This is a genomic window from Winogradskyella marina, assembly GCF_015645385.1.
Classification (GTDB): Bacteria; Bacteroidota; Bacteroidia; order Flavobacteriales; family Flavobacteriaceae; genus Winogradskyella; species Winogradskyella marina.
In genome coordinates this window covers 154,100-177,469 of sequence record NZ_JADOET010000006.1, presented here as the reverse complement: position 1 = coordinate 177,469, position 23,370 = coordinate 154,100, and the positions used below count along the sequence as shown (strand labels likewise).

At 33.1% G+C, this 23,370-nt stretch carries 17 protein-coding genes; 9 read left to right on the top strand and 8 right to left on the bottom strand.

Features of this window, described 5'->3' with window-relative positions:
* Window positions 1-4: 4 nt before the first annotated feature.
* Both ITJ86_RS09110 and thrA read right to left on the bottom strand, forming a co-directional pair.
* The gene (locus tag ITJ86_RS09110; protein ID WP_195871325.1) at window positions 5-925 is read right to left on the bottom strand and encodes a homoserine kinase; all 921 of its coding nucleotides are present in this window, start codon (window positions 923-925) and stop codon (window positions 5-7) included.
* A gap of 73 nt (window positions 926-998) precedes the next feature.
* Window positions 999-3,473 (bottom strand): bifunctional aspartate kinase/homoserine dehydrogenase I, encoded by a 2,475-nt coding sequence (gene thrA / locus ITJ86_RS09105; protein WP_195871324.1) that lies wholly within the window; start codon window positions 3,471-3,473, stop codon window positions 999-1,001.
* Window positions 3,474-3,858: 385 nt separating this feature from the next.
* On the opposite strand from thrA, the gene ITJ86_RS09100 reads away from it, so the two are divergent.
* Window positions 3,859-5,427 carry an NAD(P)H-hydrate dehydratase gene (locus ITJ86_RS09100; protein ID WP_195871323.1) on the top strand — a complete coding sequence of 523 codons (1,569 nt, stop codon included), beginning with the start codon at window positions 3,859-3,861 and terminating at the stop codon, window positions 5,425-5,427.
* Between the two features lie 59 nt (window positions 5,428-5,486).
* Here ITJ86_RS09100 and ITJ86_RS09095 read toward each other — a convergent pair whose 3' ends face one another.
* A complete protein-coding gene (locus ITJ86_RS09095) occupies window positions 5,487-6,524 on the bottom strand; it encodes a TlpA family protein disulfide reductase (RefSeq protein ID WP_195871322.1) in 1,038 nt (345 codons plus the stop codon).
* 351 nt (window positions 6,525-6,875) lie between these two features.
* Here ITJ86_RS09095 and hutH point away from each other — a divergent pair, with 351 nt between their 5' ends.
* Together hutH and ITJ86_RS09085 are read left to right on the top strand one after the other, a co-directional pair.
* Window positions 6,876-8,405, top strand: coding sequence for a histidine ammonia-lyase (gene hutH / locus ITJ86_RS09090; protein ID WP_195871321.1), 1,530 nt, complete (start codon window positions 6,876-6,878; stop codon window positions 8,403-8,405).
* 15 nt (window positions 8,406-8,420) lie between these two features.
* Window positions 8,421-8,906 carry a hypothetical protein gene (locus ITJ86_RS09085; RefSeq protein ID WP_195871320.1) on the top strand — a complete coding sequence of 162 codons (486 nt, stop codon included), beginning with the start codon at window positions 8,421-8,423 and terminating at the stop codon, window positions 8,904-8,906.
* A 6-nt stretch (window positions 8,907-8,912) separates the two neighbouring features.
* Here ITJ86_RS09085 and ITJ86_RS09080 read toward each other — a convergent pair whose 3' ends face one another.
* Both ITJ86_RS09080 and ITJ86_RS09075 read right to left on the bottom strand, forming a co-directional pair.
* Window positions 8,913-9,284 carry a hypothetical protein gene (locus ITJ86_RS09080; RefSeq protein WP_195871319.1) on the bottom strand — a complete coding sequence of 124 codons (372 nt, stop codon included), beginning with the start codon at window positions 9,282-9,284 and terminating at the stop codon, window positions 8,913-8,915.
* Between the two features lie 79 nt (window positions 9,285-9,363).
* A complete protein-coding gene (locus ITJ86_RS09075; protein WP_195871318.1) occupies window positions 9,364-11,913 on the bottom strand; it encodes an ATP-dependent Clp protease ATP-binding subunit in 2,550 nt (849 codons plus the stop codon).
* A 262-nt stretch (window positions 11,914-12,175) separates the two neighbouring features.
* Between ITJ86_RS09075 and gyrA the strand changes: the two genes are divergently transcribed.
* Window positions 12,176-14,713: a DNA gyrase subunit A gene (gene gyrA / locus ITJ86_RS09070; RefSeq protein WP_195871317.1), complete on the top strand. Its 2,538-nt coding sequence runs from the start codon at window positions 12,176-12,178 to the stop codon at window positions 14,711-14,713.
* A 26-nt stretch (window positions 14,714-14,739) separates the two neighbouring features.
* Window positions 14,740-16,026: a tetratricopeptide repeat protein gene (locus tag ITJ86_RS09065; protein WP_195871316.1), complete on the top strand. Its 1,287-nt coding sequence runs from the start codon at window positions 14,740-14,742 to the stop codon at window positions 16,024-16,026.
* Between the two features lie 52 nt (window positions 16,027-16,078).
* Here ITJ86_RS09065 and ITJ86_RS09060 read toward each other — a convergent pair whose 3' ends face one another.
* Together ITJ86_RS09060 and ITJ86_RS09055 are read right to left on the bottom strand one after the other, a co-directional pair.
* Complete coding sequence (locus ITJ86_RS09060; protein ID WP_195871315.1) at window positions 16,079-16,828, bottom strand: C40 family peptidase; 750 nt, start codon at window positions 16,826-16,828, stop codon at window positions 16,079-16,081.
* 9 nt (window positions 16,829-16,837) lie between these two features.
* A complete protein-coding gene (locus ITJ86_RS09055) occupies window positions 16,838-18,016 on the bottom strand; it encodes an acetyl-CoA C-acyltransferase (protein ID WP_195871314.1) in 1,179 nt (392 codons plus the stop codon).
* A 223-nt stretch (window positions 18,017-18,239) separates the two neighbouring features.
* Here ITJ86_RS09055 and ITJ86_RS09050 point away from each other — a divergent pair, with 223 nt between their 5' ends.
* The 3 genes from ITJ86_RS09050 (at window position 18,240) to tssD (ending at window position 21,680) form a co-directional block, all read left to right on the top strand.
* Complete coding sequence (locus ITJ86_RS09050; protein ID WP_195871313.1) at window positions 18,240-20,291, top strand: HD family phosphohydrolase; 2,052 nt, start codon at window positions 18,240-18,242, stop codon at window positions 20,289-20,291.
* 289 nt (window positions 20,292-20,580) lie between these two features.
* Window positions 20,581-21,270 (top strand): hypothetical protein, encoded by a 690-nt coding sequence (locus ITJ86_RS09045; protein ID WP_195871312.1) that lies wholly within the window; start codon window positions 20,581-20,583, stop codon window positions 21,268-21,270.
* 17 nt (window positions 21,271-21,287) lie between these two features.
* Window positions 21,288-21,680: a type VI secretion system tube protein TssD gene (gene tssD, locus ITJ86_RS09040; protein WP_195871311.1), complete on the top strand. Its 393-nt coding sequence runs from the start codon at window positions 21,288-21,290 to the stop codon at window positions 21,678-21,680.
* Window positions 21,681-21,832: 152 nt separating this feature from the next.
* Here tssD and ITJ86_RS09035 read toward each other — a convergent pair whose 3' ends face one another.
* The gene (locus tag ITJ86_RS09035; protein ID WP_195871310.1) at window positions 21,833-22,228 is read right to left on the bottom strand and encodes a hypothetical protein; all 396 of its coding nucleotides are present in this window, start codon (window positions 22,226-22,228) and stop codon (window positions 21,833-21,835) included.
* Between the two features lie 149 nt (window positions 22,229-22,377).
* Between ITJ86_RS09035 and ITJ86_RS09030 the strand changes: the two genes are divergently transcribed.
* Entirely contained in the window at window positions 22,378-23,370 is a 993-nt protein-coding gene (locus ITJ86_RS09030; protein ID WP_195871309.1) for a hypothetical protein, read from the top strand.

Here is a 23,370-nt window from a genome sequence, read left to right as displayed (position 1 = left end):
TCTTTTATAACGCTCGAATGCCTTCAACATTAATCTTAGAAACATAAGTTTCAAATACGATATCTGTGTTTGAATATATTTTTCTAATGGCTTTTTCAACATTCCGAGCTGTATCTTCACTTTTACTCAACATAAAAATTGAAGGTCCAGATCCTGAAATCGCACAACCTAAGGCTCCAGCTTTTAATGCCGCATTTTTTACGTCATCAAAATGTGGAATCAATTGCTTGCGATAGGGTTCTATAACAACATCATGCAACGCTTCTTTAATTAAATTGTAATCTGAAGTATGTAAAGCATGAACCAAACTACCAACATTAGCCCATTGCGCAATGGCATTACTCAGTGGAATCTCTTTGGGTAAAATCGCTCTAGATTCTGATGTTTTAATTTCAATTTGTGGATGAATTAAGGTCACAAATAGATCTGATGGAGTAGGTAGCTCTAAAATCTGTAATGGACTCGCGCTTTTAACCAATGTAAACCCTCCAAAAATTGCAGGAGCTAAATTATCGGCATGTTCGCACTGACTTGCCAACGCTTCGCCTTTCATGGCAAAGTACGTGAGCTTGGTTTTATCTAATGGTCTTCCCAAAAGCTCGTTCATTCCATAGACGCTTCCTGCAGCACTTGCAGAACTACTTCCTATACCACTTCCTGGTTTTATCTTTTTGTAGATTTCAATTTCAAATCCACAATTGGGTTGTAAATCATTATACATGGCTAAAGCAGAAACTCCAGCAACATTTTTCTCAGCTTCAAAGGGTAAATCGTAACCTTCTATTTTAGTGATTTTAATACCTTTTTCTTCTGTTTTTCTAATGACCATCTCATCACCAATAGTATCGATACAAAAGCCTAGAACATCAAACCCACATGCTACATTTGCCACAGTTGCAGGCGAAAATATTTTTATTTCATTCATGATAATGAGTTATTGAGTTATTATGTTATTGAGTTGTTCAGACAGCCTAAATAACTAAATAACTTTTTTCATTTTAATTATTAGCAATTCTAATGATATCTGCAAACAAACCAGAAGCTGTAACATCTGCACCAGCACCAGCACCTTTAATAATTAGAGGTTGCTCAGGATAACGTTGTGTGTAAAACATTACAATATTGTCTTTTCCTTTTAGATTATAAAACGGATGTCCTTCAGGAATTTCTTGAAGTCCAACTTTAGCTTTTCCATCATTAAATTCTGCTACAAATTTTAATTGACAGTTATTGTCTTGAGCCGATTTGAATAACCCTTGGTAATACGATTCGTCTTCTATTAATGTTTGGAAAAAATCATCAACCGTATCAGAGTTTGATGCCTTTTCAGTTAAGAAACTTTCGCTAGTTAAATCAGATAATTCGACGGCATGACCACTTTCTCTAGCTAAAATTAAGACTTTTCTAGCGACATCAATTCCACTTAAATCTATTCTAGGATCTGGTTCTGTATAACCTTCTTGTTGTGCTTGTTTTACAATATCGTGAAAGGTGGTTTCTGCATTAAAATTATTGAAAATAAAGTTAAGACTTCCAGATAAGACAGCTTGGATTGTATTTACTTTATCGCCCGAAGCTATTAAATGACCTAAAGTATCTAAGACAGGCAAACCTGCACCAACGTTAGTTTCAAATAAAAATGCCGCATTATATTGTCTTGATAAGGCTTTTAATTCGTTGTAGTATTCAATGTTACCTGAGCAGGCAATTTTGTTACAAGCCACAACAGAAATACTTTCTTTTAGATAATGGCTATACATATTAGAAACAGCTTCGTTTGCTGTTATATCTATAAAAACAGAGTTTCTTAAGTTTAGGTTTTTGGCATGCTCAAAGAAGCCATCTAAACGCGCTTTTTCACCATTTTCAAGTTCCTTTTTCCAGTTTTTTAAATTGACACCATCATCATTGACAACCATGGTTCTAGAATTTGATAATCCAGCAACTCTTAGGCTAATTTTGAAGTTTTCTTTTAAATAGGCTTTTTGTTGTTTTATTTGTTCAATAAGTCGTTCGCCAACATTACCAACTCCAGTAATAAATAAATTGATTTGTTTGGTTTTGATTTCAAAAAACTGTTCGTGTAAACTATTTAATGCTTTTTTTACATCATTTTTATGAATTACAGCCGAAATATTTCGTTCAGAAGCTCCTTGCGCAATAGCTCTAATATTCACATTGTTTTTACCAAGTGTGCTAAACATCTTTCCACTTATACCTTGGTGATTTTTCATTTTATCTCCAATTACAGCAATGATAGATAAGTTGGTTTCTAGTACAATAGGATCAATTTTATGAAGTGTAATTTCATATTCAAAAACGGCATCAACTGCTTCCTTAGCACGTTGTGCATCAAAATCTGATATTCCAATACAAATGGTATGTTCAGAAGAAGATTGCGTAATTAAAATGATATTAATTTTTTCTTGAGCTAATGTTTCAAATAAGCGTTTACTAAAACCAGGAACACCAACCATACCGTTACCTTGTAAAGTGAGTAAGGCGACGTTATCTATATTACTAATACCTTTTACTGGCGAATTTCCATTTGGTGTTACATTCTGCGTAATCGTTGTGCCTATAGCTTCAGGATCTAACGTGTTTTTAATCACAATCGGAATCTTCTTTTTAAGCACTGGCATTACTGTTGGTGGATATAAAACCTTGGCTCCAAAATGCGATAATTCCACAGCTTCTTTATACGATAATTCTACAATTGGTGCAGCTTGCTTTACTAGTTTTGGATTGGTGGTATACATACCACTAACGTCTGTCCAGATTTGTAATTCATCTACTTCCATTGCCGCAGCAATAATGGCAGCTGTATAATCTGATCCACCACGACCTAAGGTGGTAATGTCTCCATTTACAGATTTAGACACAAAACCTGGTAGTAAAACAATGGCTTTTGAGTTTGACTCAAAAAAGGATTGAATTTTAGGGTTCGTAATTTTAAAGTTTACGGTTGCATTATTAAAATTAGCATCTGTTGTAATAAGTTCTTGCGAATTTTTTAAGGTCGCATCTACGGATCTTGAATGTAAGGTGTGGTAAATAATTGTTGAAGACAAATCTTCGCCAAAACTCAATAATTTATCCTTAGTTTTTGGTGACAATTCATTGATGAGATAAATACCGTTTAACAGACTTTTTAAAGCATTTAGTTTTTCTGAAACTAACTCTTGTAATTCGTCTTGTTGTTTTTGAAGTGCCTTATCATTTTTGGTGTTTGAAAACAGTCCTTCAATGACAGAATTATGGATTGACCATATGGTATCGTATTTCTGTTTATAGTCTAGGTTTTTATCACAAGCTAAACTTGCAGCTTCTAATAGCTTATCAGTTATGCCACCAACGGCAGAAACCACAACAGCAATATTGGTTGTTTTAGATTGTTGATCTAAAATAGAGATGACTTTATTTATGTTTTCGGCTGAACCTACAGATGTTCCACCAAATTTGAGAACTTTCATATTAATTTATAGTTTAAGAGAATAAAATGTCTATATAGACAATAAGGAACGGAGAGCATATTATAAATTACCCCAAAGGGTAATTCGTGTTGAAATAATAAACATAGAAATACACATTGACTGTGCATTAGAAATTGCTGATATGTTTATTTTTTTATTCATTACATATCAAATGTATTATTTTTACAACAAAAAAAAAACAAATCGTACCTTTTTAGGGATTTATTAAAAAAGGATAGGTCTTTCTAATAATAATGAAATGGAATCAGCTATTTTTCAAGGCTTTTAAAACGATTGTGAGAAACAAACACAAAGAAATTTCCATCCCTAAATCAGATCATTATGTGGACGTTCCATATAAGTTAAAATAAACAGATATAAACACATGAAGTTATTTTCTAAAGAACAAATTTACGAAGGAGACAAACTAACTGCAGAACGCCAAAATATTACCTCTACAGACTTAATGGAGCGTGCAGGAACACAAATTTTTAATTGGATGCATGCGCGTATGCAAGGTGCACAAGTACCAATTCATGTGTTTTGTGGTATTGGAAATAATGGTGGCGATGGACTTGTTTTGGCGCGACATTTAATAACGCATGGTTACAATGTGGCTACTTATATTGTAAACTGTAGTGATAAGCGTTCTAAAGATTTTTTGGTTAATTATGATCGTATTAAAAATGTGACTAAAACATGGCCAACAATGTTGAGCTGCAAGGAAGAATTTGCAGACATTCAAATTGGAGCCGATGATATTATTGTCGATGCTATTTTTGGTATTGGGTTGAATAGACCACCAAATGATTGGGTAAAAGCCTTATTTCAAAAATTTAAAGCTTCTAAAGCCTTCACCTTGTCTATTGATATGCCTTCAGGTTTGTATTCAGATAAAGCAGTAGAAGATGATGATGCTGTTGTATTTGCAGGTTATACATTGAGTTTTCAGTCACCTAAGTTGGTATTCTTTTTACCTAAGACAGAAAAATACACCACGCAATGGGAAGTGTTAGATATTGGTATAGATCGGGACTATTTAATGCAAACCGAAACCGAAGTTGAATTGATTTCTAAGCATGAAGTTTTACCCATTTATCAGCCAAGAAAAAAGTTTGCGCATAAGGGTGATTTTGGCCATGTTATGATTTTAGGAGGAAGTTATGGTAAAATCGGAGCTGTTAATTTAGCGAGTAGAGCCGCCTTAAGTGCTGGTGCAGGTTTGGTTACTGCATATACTCCTAAATGTGGTTATCACAGTTTACAAACAGCTATACCAGAAGTAATGGTTATTACAGATGACTCTGAAACACATATTTCAAATATTAATTTTGAAATTGAACCAACTGTCATTGGTGTTGGAGTAGGCCTTGGTACTTCGGAAGAAACGGTGAATGCCATTGAAGCATTTCTGAAGAAAAATAAAACAGCATTAGTTATTGATGCCGACGGCTTAAATATAATAGCACAAAACAAATCGCTCTTAAAACTGTTACCAAAACAAACCGTTTTAACTCCACACTTAAAAGAGCTAGAGCGCTTAGTAGGCCAATGGACAGATGATTTTGATATGCTTAAAAGGGTTAAAGCATTTTCAGAAAAGTATAATGTTATTGTCTTAATTAAAGGAGCACACTCTATTACAGTAAACAAAAACAAATTATATATCAACACCACAGGAAATCCGGGAATGGCAACAGCAGGAAGTGGAGATGTATTAACAGGAGTGATTTCTGGATTAATAGCGCAAAACTATTCTCCTTTGGCTGCAACTATTTTTGGTGTGTATTTACATGGAAAATCAGGCGATATCTCTATAGAAGATTACGGTTACCAAAGTTTAATAGCGAGACACATTATTGAAACTCTCGGAGAGGCTTATATCGATTTGTTTAAGCAACCAGAACAGCAACAGGAAGACAACCAACAAGAGCCAGAACAGAAAAAGCAATAAAAAAAAAGCCTATTTAAGATTGCTTAAATAGGCTTTTTTATAAATGTTGAGTTTTTAATTTAGATATTCAACTCGTTAAATAAATCTATTAAACTAGAACTAGAAGGTCTTGGAGCATCAGCACTCACGATATCTCCATTAGGGTCAATTAATATAAATCTTGGAATACCATTAACCTTATAGTCTTGGATAAACTGTGACATAAAACCATTGTCTGCTATTAATTGCATACCACTTAATTCTTTTTCATCTACCATTTTTTTCCAGCCTTCATATGCTGCATCAGCATCACCTTTGTAGCCACGACCTTCATCAACTGAAATGCTAACGAATTCAATGTTTTTGTCTTCGTATTGCTTTTCAACTTTTTTAAGCGAAGGTATTTCCTTAATACAAGGACCACACCAAGTTGCCCATAAATCAATATATACAAACTTACCTTTTAAGTCAGAAAGTGATGTTGATCCACCAGCGTAATTTTCATAATCCTCAAAGCTTGGAGATGGAGTCCCTTTTGGAAACGCATTAAGAGTCGCTTGTTTAGCCTCCATGAATTTTTTAATTTGATCCACAGACATGTTTATATTTCTGTCCATCATAGCAACATGAGTAGAATCTACATCTGTATATTTCTCCTTTAACGCTTCGTAAGCCGATTTATAATCTGCAATAGCTTCTTCTACTTTGTTCATATCGCTTGAACCGACGAGTTCTTCAGTAAAGTAAGTTTTAGAAATTAAAAACGATTGTACTGAAAAGTTATTTAGATCTGAAGCATCTCCTTTAAAAACCATAGAGTCAATAAAACTCTCATAATCAGTTTCTAAAGATGTTTCATTGTCGTTCTCTAAGTAGATTTGCCCATATTCTTTTCCATGTTGAAAGTTAAAATCGCCAGCCTCAACTTTTAGAGTATCGCTAAAAGTACCATCATCATTTAAGTTAATGATTTTTTCGTAATTATCTCTATTAAAAACCTTTAAGGTTTTACTTTCATCAGGATTTGCAATTTGTCCAGATAGTGTTACATAATTTTTAGGTTCTCCTTCGCAAGCAAAAATTGTAGCTGTAATGCAAAGTAATAATAATCGTTTCATGTGTTAGTTTATTTTTTCAATGTTTATAAGCAGGATACTGTTAGTTCATTAGTTAAAATGATTACAGTTTAATATGCTTTTTTACCAAAATTTGAAAACAAAAATAAGAATTAAAGCGCGAGGAGTATATTATAATTATGATAAAATTATCTATGAGTTGTTAATTGCTAAGAAATCAAAATTCAAGTGTAAACCGCTGTTTTTTTGTATAATTTGCAAATGAGTTGTGCTTATATTTTTAAATTATCAAAAAACCGAAACTATTTTGTGTTAGAATTCAATGAAATTTTAATTATTGTATGGTAAAATCCAAAATAATTCTCAATTTTGAAGACCTTTAATAAACTCTTCATGGATAATTATCATATTATTTCTTCAGATGCTTTAGATATTGTAACAATTTATAATATTTTTTATAAAAACAAGAAGCTAAAACTATCAGAAGCATCGACACATAAGATACAGAAATGTAAAACCTATTTAGATAATAAATTGGCGAATGAAAAAAAACCAATGTATGGCATTAATACAGGGTTTGGTTCGCTTTATAATGTAAAAATTTCTGACTCAGATTTAAGTCAATTGCAAGAAAACTTAGTGATGTCTCACGCCTGTGGCACTGGGGAACGGGTTCCAGAATCTATAGTAAAAGTGATGTTGCTTTTAAAAATTCAATCGTTGAGTTATGGGCACAGTGGAGTACAGCTAGCAACCGTAGAGCGCTTAATTGAATTTTTTAATAATGATATTTTTCCATTTGTATTTACGCAAGGTTCTTTAGGGGCTTCAGGAGATTTAGCTCCATTAGCTCATTTGGCATTACCGTTGTTAGGAAAAGGAAAAGTAGTGCATAACAATAAAGAATATGAGGCTGCTACACTTTTAGAAGAATTTAATTGGGAACCGATTAGGCTTGAAACCAAAGAAGGTTTAGCCTTATTAAATGGTACACAGTTTATGAGTGCGTATGGTGTGTATTTATTATTAATGTCTCATAAAACATCGTATTTAGCAGATATCATTGCTAGTATTTCTTTAGATGCTTTTGATGGACGTTTAGACCCTTTTCATGATTTGGTTCATGCCGTAAGACCACATCCTGGTCAGCGTAAAGTGGCAAGACGATTTAATGAGTTTTTAAAAGGAAGTGAGCTCATTTCACGCGAAAAAGAACATGTTCAAGATCCATATTCGTTTCGTTGTATTCCTCAAGTTCATGGAGCAACAAAGGATACTTTAGACTTTGTTGAAAAGGTAATTTTAACTGAAATCAATTCAGTGACGGATAATCCTAATATTTTTCATGAAGAAGATTTAATAATTTCGGGTGGAAACTTCCACGGTCAACCTTTAGCTTTAGCCTTAGATTATTTAAAAATAGCTATGGCCGAAATAGGAAACATTTCTGAACGTCGTGTATTTCAATTGGTATCTGGTTTAAGAGGTCTGCCAGCTTTTTTGGTGGATAATCCAGGATTGAACTCTGGTTTTATGATTCCGCAATATACAGCAGCAAGTATTGTGAGTGCTAATAAACAAATGGCATCTCCAGCAAGTATAGATAGTATTGTGTCTAGTAACGGACAAGAAGATCACGTAAGTATGGGAGCTAATGCAGCCACACAAGCGTATACCTTAGTTAAAAATGTAGAACGTGTTATAGCAATTGAGTTGATGAATGCGTCGCAAGCTATAGAATTTAGAAGACCTTTAAAAACATCACCATTATTAGAATCGTTTTTAGAGCAATACAGAAAAGTAGTACCTTTTATTAAGGTTGATGAAGTATTACATGATTCAATAGAAGCTTCAATTCAATTTTTAAAAGATGTAGATATAGAAATAGAAGAGTTATTTTTGAATTCTTATAACTTAAAATAAGACGAGTCCATACAAATGAAAATTCAACAGTTATTACTAGTCTTTATTAGTCTGTTTACTCTAAATTCTTGCTCAAAAGATGATGATAGTGTTCCTTGTCCTCAAACGGAATCTGCTACAATGAAAATTAACGGAGATATTATGGAATTTCAAATTTTTGGAAGAGGAATTGATTTAGATTCTGACGGTTCAGGTCATACGCTAAGTTTGTATATGTCGTACGGAGTTTATTCGCCTCAGCAAAATACACATGCAATAACTTTAAAGCTTCCGTATAAAAAAACTGGTTCTGATATTGTTGAAGAGTTCAATTATTTACGTGTTCAAAATGCAAGTTCAGCTGAAGGTGATTTTGTTCAATCAGAATTGCTAAGTAACGTAACTGTGAATAAAAACACTTGTTTTAGTGCTACATTCTCTGGAAGTGCTATAATTGGAGGTGACGATGTAATTATTACCGAGGGAGTTATCAATCATGTCTACAGTGACCCATTCGATTAGTATATTTTATTTTTCGGCAACTAAGTCTTCAGCCCAAGCTTTAGCATCGTCTAATTCTGAAAAAATCTCAAAAGGTTTCTTGAAAAACATTTTTTCAATTTTGGCATTAATTTTTGCTTGGTAATTCTTTGAAACTACAACCAAACCAATTAAATTCTTAATTTGAGCAGTTTTAGAATAAACTTCAGGATTTACAGAATAGGAATGGATTCTGTGTGTAATATAAACAAAGGGTTTGTTGGGAAAATAGGTTTCTGTTATTTTAATAAGTGTATTATTGTGTTCTGTAGAGACAATAACGCCTTCATTTACAACAACAATGACATAATGATCATAAATTGTCATATTACAAAAATCGAAGTTTAGGGTTTCGTTCATGTCTAATGTTGGTTTCAAACGTATAAGATAAAAAAAACTCTTTCGATTAGAAAGAGTTTTTTTAACAATTTGAGATCAACTAGGACTCTGTTGTTTTACTGGGAGACTTAATTTTAATACTTAAAACATCATTTTTTTCATCTAAATCCATTGAAATGGTATCACCTTCGTGAATTTTAGAATTAATGATTTCTTCGGCAAGTGCATCCTCAACATACTTTTGAATTGCTCTATTAAGCGGTCTTGCACCATATTGTTTGTCGAATCCTTTTTCAGCAATATAACCTTTGGCTTTACTTGTTAGTTTAAGATGATACCCTAAATCTTTAATTCTATCGATAAGTTTAGCCAATTCGATATCAATAATCTTAGTAATATCGTCTTTCTCTAAGGCGTTAAAGACAATAACATCATCTATTCTATTTAAGAATTCTGGTGCGAATGCTTTTTTAAGTGCATTTTCAATTACTGCTTTTGCATGGTCAGACTCTTGAGCTACAGCTGCTGCTGTACCAAATCCTACACCAGACCCAAAATCTTTTAGTTTACGCGCTCCAATGTTAGACGTCATTATAATGATTGTATTTCTAAAATCAATTTTACGACCTAAACTATCTGTTAAATACCCATCGTCTAATACTTGAAGTAACATGTTAAAGACATCTGGATGTGCTTTTTCTATCTCATCCAATAAGACAACAGCATATGGCTTACGTCTTATTTTTTCTGTTAATTGACCGCCTTCTTCGTAACCTACATAACCAGGAGGTGCGCCAATTAAACGAGAAATTGCGAATTTCTCCATGTATTCACTCATGTCAATTCTCACTAAAGAATCGTCACTATCAAATAACTCGCGTGCTAAAACTTTGGCCAATTGAGTTTTACCAACACCTGTTTGTCCTAAAAATATAAATGACCCAATAGGTTTATTTGGATCTTTAAGTCCAGCTCTATTTCGTTGAATAGCTTTAACAACTTTTGCAACAGCATTATCTTGACCAATAACTTTGCCTTTAATTAGTTCTGGTAATTTAGACAATTTATTGATTTCTGTCTGTGCAATTTTATTTACAGGAATTCCGGTCATCATAGAAACGACATCGGCAACATTATCTTCTGTTACAATTTCTCTGTGTTGTTTGGTTTCTTCTTCCCATTTTTCTTGTGCTGCAGATAGCTCTTTCTCAATACGCTTTTCGTCATCTCTTAATTTTGCAGCTTCCTCGTATTTTTGCTTCTTAACGACGCTATTCTTGGTTTCTTTAACTTCTTCAAGTTCCTTTTCTAATTCAAGAATTTGTTTTGGTACATCGATATTTGTAATGTGAACACGAGAACCAGCTTCATCCAAAGCATCAATAGCTTTGTCTGGTAAAAAACGTTCGGTCATATAACGGTTCGTTAATTTTACACACGCTTCAATGGCTTCATCTGTATAATTAACATTGTGATGTTCTTCGTATTTACCTTTAATATTGTTTAGAATTTCAACCGTTTCTTCAACAGAAGTTGGTTCAACAATAACCTTTTGAAAACGACGCTCTAAAGCACCATCTTTTTCAATATACTGTCTGTATTCATCTAAAGTCGTTGCGCCAATACACTGTATTTCGCCTCTTGCTAAAGCAGGTTTAAACATGTTAGAAGCGTCTAAGCTTCCTGTAGCTCCACCAGCACCAACGATAGTGTGTATTTCGTCAATAAATAGAATGATGTCATCATTCTTTTCTAGCTCGTTCATTACGGCTTTCATACGTTCTTCAAACTGACCTCTATATTTGGTGCCTGCTACTAAACTTGCTAAATCTAAAGTAACGACACGTTTATTAAATAAGGTACGAGATACTTTTCGTTTTACAATGCGTAAGGCGAGACCTTCGGCAATGGCAGATTTACCAACTCCAGGTTCTCCTATAAGTAACGGGTTGTTTTTCTTTCGTCGACTTAAAATTTGAGAAACACGTTGTATTTCTTTTTCTCGTCCTACGACAGGATCTAGTTTGTTTTCTTCTGCAAGAGCCGTTAAGTCTCTTCCAAAATTATCTAAAACAGGGGTTTTTGATTTCTTATTCGCTTTGTTAGCTTGTCCACCAAATGGATTTTGCTTAGCCTCTTCTTCATCATTCATATTGTCATCAGAAAACGATTCTGCTTTTGGAGTGTCTAAATAATCATCTTCGCTAGTAATCATAGATTTAAATTCTTCTTTAACGTTATCATAATCTACTTTAAGCTTATTTAAAAGCTTAGATGTAGGGTCATTTTCATTTCTTAAAATACATAATAGTAAATGTGCTGTATTAATGGAAGTGCTTTGAAACAGTTTTGCCTCTAAAAAGGTTGTTTTTAACGCACGTTCGGCTTGCCTTGTTAGGTGCAAGTTCTTTTTTTCGTTCGATTTGGTTACGATATTAGGATTCGCCGGACTTAATATCTCTACCTTACGTCTTAGGTGATTGAGATCTACGTCTAATGCGCTTAATATATCTATAGCCTTGCCATTGCCATCTCTTAATAGACCAAGCATTAAATGCTCAGTTCCAATAAAATCATGACCTAAACGCAAAGCCTCCTCTTTGCTGTAAGCAATAACATCTTTAACTCTTGGGGAAAAATTATCATCCATATTAAATTCCTTTCTGCTTTAAAAATAATAAAAACATATTGAGTATAAGGCAAAAACTATACCTTAATTATATGTTATAAACGAAGAGACTAAAAAAGTGTTTTAAATCAAAGGAAATAAACAGATACTTATCAACTAAAAAGATATCAAATATTGTTAATAAAAATTCCCAAAAATTGAATGGATTTTGTTTACAAACAGTAGTATTTTGGTTATCTTAGCGCGTTACGAAAACGTACGAAAAAACTAATTAAATTTATATATGTCAGAAGGAGAGAAGCTCATTCCAATTAACATTGAAGATGAAATGAAATCGGCTTACATTGATTATTCAATGTCGGTCATTGTGTCACGTGCATTACCAGATGTAAGAGATGGTTTAAAACCAGTTCATAGACGTGTACTTTATGGTATGCATGAACTAGGAATTAGGGCCAATTCGGCACATAAAAAATCAGCAAGAATAGTTGGTGAAGTTTTAGGTAAGTATCACCCTCATGGAGATACCTCAGTTTATGATGCTATGGTACGTATGGCTCAAGAATGGAGTTTACGTTACATGTTAGTAGATGGTCAGGGTAACTTTGGGTCTGTAGATGGTGATAGTCCGGCAGCAATGCGTTATACAGAGGCAAGAATGCGTAAGATATCTGAAGATATGTTAGCCGATATTGATAAAGAAACTGTAGATCATAAATTAAATTTTGACGATACGCTTAAAGAACCAACGGTCTTACCAACGCGTATTCCAGGTCTTTTAGTAAATGGAGCCTCTGGTATTGCCGTTGGTATGGCTACCAATATGCCACCACATAACTTAACAGAAGTCGTTAATGGAACCATTGCCTATATCGATAATAACGATATTGAAGTGGATGAATTAATGCAGCATATAAAAGCACCAGATTTCCCTACAGGCGGAACAATCTATGGTTACGATGGTGTAAAGGAAGCTTTTCATACAGGTCGTGGACGTATTGTAATGCGTGGTAAAACGATTATTGAAGAAGTACAAGGTAGAGAGTGTATCATTGTTACTGAAATTCCTTACCAAGTTAATAAAGCAGACATGATTAAAAAGACTGCAGACTTGGTTAACGATAAAAAAATGGATGGTATTGCATCTATTCGTGATGAATCGGATAGAAATGGTATGCGAATTGTTTACGTTTTAAAACGAGATGCTATTCCTAATATCGTTCTTAATAAATTATATAAGTATACAGCACTTCAAACGTCTTTTAGTGTTAACAATATTGCCTTAGTAAATGGACGTCCAGAGTTATTAAACTTAAAGGATTTAATCCATTATTTTGTAGAACACAGACATGAGGTTGTTGTAAGACGTACGAAGTATGAATTAAGAAAGGCAGAAGAACGTGCTCATATTTTAGAAGGTTTAATTATAGCTTCAGATAATATTGATGAAGTTATTAAAATTATTCGTGCCTCTTCAAATGCAGAAGAAGCTCGAAACAATTTGATTGAACGTTTTAAATTGTCAGAAATACAGGCTAAAGCTATTGTAGAGATGCGTTTGCGTCAGCTTACAGGTTTAGAGCAAGACAAGTTACGTGCAGAGTACGAAGACATCATGAAAACAATTATAGACCTTAAAGATATCTTAGACAGAAAAGAACGTCGTATGGATATTATTAAGGAAGAATTGGAAGTTGTAAGAGATAAGTATGGTGATGAGCGTCGTTCTTTAATTGAGTATGCTGGAGGAGACTTGAGTATCGAAGATATGATTCCAGATGCACAAGTAGTAATTACCATTTCTCATGCTGGTTATATTAAACGTACTCCGTTATCAGAGTATAAAACACAGCATAGAGGTGGAGTTGGACAAAAAGCATCAACTACGCGTAACGAAGATTTCTTAGAAGATTTATTTGTAGGAACAAACCACCAATATATGTTGTTCTTTACACAAAAAGGTAAATGTTTCTGGATGCGTGTTTATGAAATACCAGAAGGTTCTAAAACGTCAAAAGGTAGAGCAATTCAGAATTTAATAAATATTGAGCAAGATGATAAGGTAATGGCTTTCATCTGTACACAAGATTTAAAGGATGAAGATTACATAAATAGTCATTATGTCATAATGGCAACTAAGAAAGGTCAGGTTAAGAAAACGGCTTTAGAACAATATTCTAGACCGCGTTCTAACGGAATTAATGCCATAACAATTAAGGATGATGATGTTTTATTAGAAGCAAAACTAACAACAGGTGAAAGCCAAGTGATGTTAGCTTTAAAATCTGGTAAAGCCATCCGATTCGAAGAGGCCAAGACAAGACCAATGGGTAGAAATGCATCTGGTGTACGTGGTATAAGACTTCAAGATGAAAAAACCGATGAAGTTATAGGAATGGTTGCCGTAGATGATATGGAAAGCAATATTCTTGTGGTATCGGAAAACGGTTATGGAAAACGTTCTAGTTTAGAGGATTACAGAGTTACTAATAGAGGAGGAAAAGGTGTAAAAACTATTTCTATTACAGAAAAAACAGGTAACTTAGTGTCTATTAAGAATGTAACAGATGAAGATGATCTAATGATTATAAATAAATCTGGAATTGCAATTAGAATGGCAGTATCCGATTTACGAGTTATGGGAAGAGCAACACAAGGTGTTAAGCTAATTAACTTAAAAGGAAATGACTCTATAGCAGCTGTAGCTAAAGTAATGAAAGATGAAGAAGAGGAAATAGATATAGATGCTGAGGTTCGTGACAATGAGGATGTCAATGAGGATGGCACGGCTATTGATAATAATAACACAGAAAGCGAATAATTAACAACAAAACGATTTAATACAAGATGAAAAAATTACTGACAATAATGCTAGTTTTTGCAATTACTTCATTGTCTTATGCACAAAAAAAAGAGATAAGAGAAATTGAAAAAGCACTTAAAGATTCAAATTTTGCTGATGCTAAAGCAGCGGCTTCTTCAGCTGAAGCGTTGATTGGAAGCATGGATGATAAGTCTAAAGCTAAGTTTTACTTATTAAAAGCACAAGCATTATACGCCAATGGTGCAGGTACAAATGCTGAAATAGATGACGCTATTACAAGTTTAGATAACTTGAAAGATTTAGAATCTAAAATGGGGAAATTAAAATATACCCAAGAGGCTAATGAAATGTCGAAAAATATGGTTAATTCTTTTTTGACCAAAGCTAATGATGCTTTTACCAATAAAAATTATAGTGTAGCAGCAAAACGCTTTGAGAAAGTATATAGAATGTCTCCAAAAGACACCTTATATTTATATTACGCGGCCTCGTCTGCAGTTACAGAGCCAGATTATGATACAGCTTTAGAGTATTATATTGAACTTAAAAACATGGGTTATGATGGAGCAGAAATGAACTATTATGCTACAAATGTTGAGACTGGTGTAGAAGAAAGTTTTGGTGACAAAGTATCTAGAGATTTATCAGTAAAGGCCAAGTTACATAAGTCTCCAAGAGATCAAAGAAGTCCGTCTAAAACGGCTGAAATTGTGAAAAATATTGCTTTAATCTATGTCTCTCAAGGTGACAATGAAAAAGCCTTAGGTGCCATGGCAGATGCTAGAGAAGAAAATCCAGATGATATTGGATTATTACTATCTGAAGCCAATGTATATCTTAAAATGGGTAACAGAGAGAAGTTTAGAGAGTTGATGGAAGAAGCTACTGAAAAAGACCCAAACAATGCAGAATTGCAGTATAACTTAGGTGTATTAGCAGCAGAAGGAGGAAACTCTGAAGCAGCAATAAAGTATTACGAGAAAGCAGTTGCTATTAATCCTAACTATGTAGATGCTTATACTAATATAGCAGTGGTTATTTTAGAGGGTGAAGCTAAAATCGTTGAAGAAATGAATGGCTTAGGAACTAGTAAGGCTGATAACATTAAGTACGATGAATTAAAAGAAAAGCGTATTGAAGTTTATCATAGTGCAATTCCTTATTTAGAGAAAGCTTTGGAATTAAAAAACACAAACATTGATGCTGCTAGAACTTTAATGAATATTTATAGTGCTATAGGTGAAATGGATAAATTTAAAGCTATGAAAGCTAAAGTTGAATCTATGCAGGCTTCTGCAAATGGTAATTAAAAACAACTACTTAGTGTAAAAAAAAAGCGACTCTTAAAAAAGTCGCTTTTTTTTATACTATTTTTTTAATGACCCTTAGTTTGTGGGTATGTGTGTTCTTTTCAATATTATAAATACCACTATGGTCTAAACGATCAATTCTTACCTTTCCATGTGCATGAATAACGTAATTATCTTTCATTATAATGCCAACATGTGTAATATCACCTTCTACATTATCGAAAAAAGCTAAATCACCTGGTTCGCTTTCTTCAATAAAACTTAAAGCTTCACCTTGGGTTGCTTGGTCTGAGGCATCTCTTAATAGTTTATATCCATTAAGTTTATAAACCATTTGGGTAAAGCCAGAACAGTCAATGCCAAAAGGTGTTTTTCCTCCCCATAAATAGGGCGAATTCAGAAATAAAAATGCTGATTTTACAATATTTTCTTTCGGACTTTTTGAAGTTAGTGCAACACCATCAAATTGATGCTTAAATAGTGATAAGCCATTTAGGTCAGATCCAACCGGAATAGGATATAAGTTATTAGAATTATCTGAAACAAATTCAATTAAATCGTTAGATAAATGTATATCAGATGTATTTAAATCGTTATAATTAGATTCATCTATTTCGAGATATTGTTTATTATCTATCCAACCTTCATACTTATCGAAAGCAAAACGAATACGACTCCATTTTTTGCGTTGTTCTAAGACCTTAAAATAATCACCATACAAAGCTTGCGTTACCATTTCACTGGTATCGCTAGGTTCTAGTCGTATCGGTACAATTCCAAGATTGCAAATGCCGTATTGCATAAGGTTTAGTTAAGCGCGTTCTATTACAAATGCTGATGCTCCACCACCACCATTACAAATAGCAGCTGCTCCAAGTTTTGCATCATTTTGGTGTAAAACGTTGATTAACGTTACTAGAATTCTAGCACCAGAACAACCTAATGGATGTCCTAATGATACAGCTCCACCATTAACATTAACGTTACTATCTTCTAATCCTAAAATTTTCATATTTGCTAAACCAACAATAGAAAAAGCTTCGTTAAACTCAAAAAAGTCAACATCTTTTATATCAATATTAGCTTTTGCTAGTGCTTTTGGTAATGCTTTAGCAGGTGCAGTTGTGAACCATTCTGGCTCATGTGCTGCATCTGCATATCCTTTTACTATGGCAATGGGTTGTAAACCTAATTCTTCAGCTTTTTCTCTACTCATTAATACTAATGCAGCAGCACCATCATTAATCGTAGAAGCATTTGCAGCTGTTACTGTTCCGTCTTTAGAAAATGCAGGTCGTAATGCCGGAATTTTATCCATTCTCACATTCGCGAATTCTTCATCTTTATCAACGATAACAGGTTCGCCACGACGTTGAGGGACTTCAACAGAAACCACTTCTTCTTTAAACTTACCTGCTTCCCAAGCTGCTTTAGAGCGTTCGTAAGATTGAATAGCATAAGCATCTTGATCTTCTCTTGAGAATTTGTATTCTGTAGCACAGGCATCTGCACAAACTCCCATGGCATTATTATCATAAGCATCTACCAAACCATCTTTTTGCATACCATCTTCTAAAGTAGCAGGTCCAAATTTAGTAGCGCTTCTGGCGTGGTAATAATGTGGAATTAAACTCATGTTTTCCATACCACCAGCAACCACAATGTTTGCATCTCCTAGTTGAATAGCTTGTGCAGCTTGCATTACAGCTTTCATTCCAGAGGCACACACTTTATTAAGTGTTGTACAAGGAATAGTATTTGGTAATCCTGCATAAATAGCCGCCTGTCTTGCAGGTGCTTGTCCTGTACCAGCTTGTACTACATTTCCCATAATAACTTCATCTACCAATTCAGGTTTTAAGTTAATTTTATGTAAAGCTCCTTTAATTGCTGTAGCTCCCAAACGTGGTGCTGGCACTGTAGATAAACCTCCTAAAAAACTACCGATTGGTGTTCTTACTGCTGAAACTATAACGACGTCCTTATTCATTGTGATTATGTTTGATGTTATTTGATGCGAAATTAAACATTTTTTAAGAGATTTGAGAATGTATTAATGATATTAGCCGTCTAAAATTCTAATATTTATTACATTTGATTGTATATGAAACATTAGGAATTAAATTTTATTTCCTAAAGGTATAATTATATGGATGTTCCACCTGCCAGCCGGCAGTCTGGTGTGACCGTTAAAAAACGATGAGATTAAACATATGAATGTGTTCTACAATAAGTGGTATAAGAATCACGCTTTAGTCTATAAGATTTTGTTGTTCATTGTAACAACTTTATTTATCGTTTACCTGTTTCCCAAAACAGGAAAGTTTAGGTATTCATTTGAGAAAGGAAAACCATGGCAGTCTGAAAATTTATATTCGCCATTTAATTTTGCTATTAAAAAGTCTAACGCTGAAATTGAATCTGAACAGAATGAAATTAAAAACAGTAGTCTAGTTTATTTTGAAATTAATAGAGGTATAGAAGATGACGTCTTATCTGATTATTTAATGAGATTTAATCAGGTATTTAAAGACTCTAGTAATTTTAGTAATGAAAACTCTGATTTATATAATAAAGGAAAATCCATTATTACAAACTTATACAGTTCGGGTATATTAGATTTAGATTATAACTACGCTGATGACAGACCAGTAAAACTAGCAACCGCAAATAAAGTTGAAAAGGAAATTAAGTACGGAAGCTTACTGGAGCTTAGTAATCTACGCCAACACATTGAGGCTGACTTAGGTAATTCAATACCTACAGAATTAAAAAAACAATTAATTTCTGTTTTTTTCGACGTTATAAAACCGAACACTAAATTAAATAGTAGCTTAACAGATAAAGCACTTGAGGAAGAGTTATCCAGAATATCGCTGACTAGAGGTCGCGTAGAAAAAGATCAACTTATTATTTCAAAAGGACAAGTTATTGAAGATGCTCAGTATGAAATTTTAAGATCCTTAAAGTCTGAATATGAGTCTCAGGTATGGAATTCTGCTAATTACAATTGGGTGCTAATTGCGTATACGTTGCTGGTGGCATTAGCACTTTTAATGCTGCTATTATTTCTAAGTAAGTATAGAAAGGAAGTCTTTTTAAATAATACAAAGGTGACCTTTATATTTTTCAATATTGCCTTAATGATATTGTTAAGCACCTTGGTTATCAATTTTAATTCTCAGTTTATATATGTAGTGCCTTTATGTATTTTACCCTTAGTTTTAAAAGCGTTTTTTGATGCTAGGTTAGGCTTGTTTACTCATGTACTCACCGTTTTACTGTTAGGTTTTATAGTGCCAAATAGTTATGAGTATATGTTTCTACAAATTATAGCTGGTATGGTGACTATTTTAACGGTTTCAGAATTGTATAAGCGTGCCAATCTTTTTATTTCAGTAGGTCAAATAACATTTATTTATATCATAGCATACTTTGCATTTTTTGTTATTCACGAAGGACAATTAACAGGTTTAAAAATTGAAGTTTTTGGAATGTTTATTCTTTGTGGTTTAGCGACGTTGTTTGTGCAACCTTTAATCTACATTTATGAAAAAATCTTTGGATTAGTCTCTGATGTATCACTTTTAGAACTTTCTGATACTAATACCAAGTTGCTAAAAGAGTTATCGAATAGAGCACCAGGAACCTTTCATCATTCGTTAAATGTGGCCAATTTAGCTGAAGCATCAGCCAACGAAATTGGTGCAAATGCCATGCTAGTTAGGGTAGGAGCTTTATATCATGATATTGGTAAGATGAATAATCCAACGTATTTTACCGAAAATCAAAGTACAGGTATTAATCCACATGATGAATTATCGAATAAAGAAAGTGCGAAAATTATTATAGATCATGTGATAAACGGCATTGAAATCGCTAAAAAAAATAATTTACCTGATCGTGTTATAGATTTTATAAGAACGCATCATGGCACCAGTTTAGTTTATTATTTCTACATGAAAGAAAAGGCAGCAAATGAATCTGTAGATATTAAAGATTTTAGATATCCTGGACCAATACCATTTAGTAAGGAAACTGCAATTCTAATGATGTGCGATAGTGTAGAGGCGGCTTCAAAGAGTTTAAAAGAACCTACAACTACTAAAATTAATGATTTTGTAGAAAACATTATTAACAAACAAATGGAAAGTGGTCAGTTTTTAAATGCGAATATTACTTTTAAAGAGATTCAGTCACTTAAAAAAGTTCTAAAATCTAAATTGGCAAATATTTACCATTTAAGGATTGAGTATCCTGAGTAAAATAAAATTACCTCATTTATTATGTTCAATTCTGAATTAAAAAGAGACTTATCTGAAACCTAAAAACGGATACTATTTTTGTGCAATTAACTTTTTAGGACACTTTAATAAAGATTGTTATCTAAGCATAATACTCCTTGGGTTTAAGGCCTTTATATTCAATACAGTGCTTTTTAAGAAGCATACAGTTGTTGTAAACTAAAATTACTAATGTTACAATATCCCTGAATACGGTTAGAAAAGTATGTGTTTAAATGTTCAATTTTGTAAGGAACAAAAACTTACAAATATGGATTTTAAAACAATGTTACAATTACCGGTATTAGATACTAATGAGGTTTTAGCAATAGTACAAGAAATAGCAGATATAGAAAGAAAAGAAGAAAGACCGCGTATGCCTAAGGTTGCAATCTCTACACATTCAGACACTGCTTCTGGATTTTTTGTCAACTATGATGCAGAGAAAAAAGTAGTTTTATTATGTGATATTTATGATCGCGATGCGCAATTTCAATATATAGAAGTACGCTCTATTTCATCGATTTCTTTGAGTAACATAAATAAGCATACTTACCTTTTATCTGATGGAAATATTCCTTTTACTCCAGATGCAGATGATATACCAACAGTACTTCAGCTTAAGAAAGATATTAAAAACTTAGAATTAGAAACTAAAGACGCTTTAGAAAAAGAAATGTCTATTGGTTATGTGCACGACGGAACTCCTGAAGATTTGGATAAGTTTTATGCTTCAAAAGTTGTACCGTTATTAAAAGAAACGCTTTCTATAATAGCAACAGATCACTTGGCAAAAGCTGCTTTTACAGAGGCTTTTTCTACTATTAATTTCTGTTTAGGAAGCGAAAATAGCTTAAAACGAGATAAAGAGGTTGTTACAATTACAATAGATACCTCTAAAGGCTTAAAGAGTTTCTTTAAGGCGAAACAATTACAAGATCAAATCGAAAAATTTTTATAACCTTTAAATAAATCAATATGCAAGATTCTAATGTAGTAAGTCGAATAGAATTATTAATAAGAAAAGATAACAATACAACGAAATCTTTTGTCTTAAGTCATTGTGATTATAGCTTTAGTAATGATTATTATACAGAGGAAAAAAAACCGATAGAAGTCAGTTTTTCAGGGACAATAAAAATGATTAATGATCCTTTGTTTATGGAATGGATTTCTAATCAACCTGGCGAATGGTCTGGTAGTGCTAAGGTTTATCATAGAGATCAAGAATCAGCTTCTGTAACTATAGCATTTGAAAAGGCCACCGTAGTCAGTTTTAGTCAGTCTTTTTCTGAATATAATGCCCACAGTGATGCGTACTTTAACGTAATTATGAAAGGGGTGTCCTTTAATAATGTGAAACTAAGTTAGTACAAAGTTTTCCATAAACAATTATAAAAAAAAGCCTTTAAGGAATTATCTTAAAGGCTTTTTTTTATGCTACTATGACCCCTTTATTATTTGATAAAAAAAAGGAGAAACACAATCTTGGCTTCTCCTTGTTTTTAATTATAGTGTTGAGACTATAAATTATTTTCTAGATATTCACGGATTGTTAAATCTATAAAATAACCACTGTGATGACCACCCCAGCATGCTGTTAAAGAAAATACTCCATCCTCTAATTTTAATTCTTTTTTAGCTTCAGCCCCTTCATTTGGGATGCAGTATACTTCAATCGAATTTACACTCTCTGCCATTGCCTCTTTTCCCATATCGTCTTTACAAACCAATTTTATACCGTCAGTAAGACGTTGTAAACATACACTTGGCACAAACTTTATAAAATCTAATTCAAAAGTGTCCCAATTAATATGAATTGGCAATTCTTTACCGACAATCTCATTAATTTCTTTTTGATAATCCGCTAAATATTGATCCTCTATAGATTTTGCTGCTCTTTTTTCTTGTAATCCCATAATTCGTTATTTTAATTTAATTAATACTTCAAAGGTATAGGAAGTCATAGGTTTAAAAACACCCTTAATAAGGGAATAAAGAAACTCACTGAATTCCGTGAGTGCTTTGCTTATAGATTACGCTACATTTATTTTTTAATTTAAAAACCATGAAAATTACAATTATATCTATAGTTTGTTTTCTAATATTAATCCTTGTTTTAGCTGGGTGCTCCAAGTATATCGGAATTCCTAAAAAGAAGGCAGCACGTAATCTAGAAGAATATTTACAAAACAAATACAAAGGAAAACTCGGTTATAGTGATTTAAGTCTGTTTTTTAATGCCGCAACCATGGATCCTAATATGTACGGTGTACTTATATATGATAAAGATATTCCTGAAATTGCATTTTACACCCATCTTAACCTGAAGAACATATTAGAAAACGACACCTTGTCTATGTATGCTGCAGCAGATAGAATAACGGTAGACGATTTATATAAAGATGCAATTGCCCGTTACGAAGCTAGACAAGCTGTGGTTACCGATTTTAAAAATGATATTCCAGAAATAACCTTTTCTACAGAAACTATTGATTTAAATTTTAAACGAGATATAGAACCACAGGAATTAGAGGACGTAATAATGCGTTTCATTAACAGACTAAATAAATCGTTTAAAGAGATAAATACCGCTTTTCAATTTAGTTTACTAATTAAAACAGCGACACACCCTAATGGATTTATAACGATTCCATTAGAGGTAGACGATGATAAGTGGCAAGCAAAGTCGATGGTGTTGTCTAAAAAAGCAGCGGGATTTGAACGTCTAAAAACAATGGTTCTAAAAAACATACAAAGTAAATTAGAAATCCCATACCCTCATTATATAGCCACTGAAAATAGCAAAATTTATATGGATAAATCGTCTCTATCTAGAGGCGCCTGGTTACAGTATTTAGAGGATAAACGAATTGTAAATAACGGAAAAGGAAAATGGAGAAATCCACAAACAGGTCTTTATGTGGTATATTTTGATTTCGATACTAAATTTATCTATCGTGGCGAGTTATTAACTGATGCAAATGATACTACGTCTTACTCAGAAGAACTAAGACAAATAATAAGCACCATAGAGGCTGAAGGTATTAGAACAAAATAA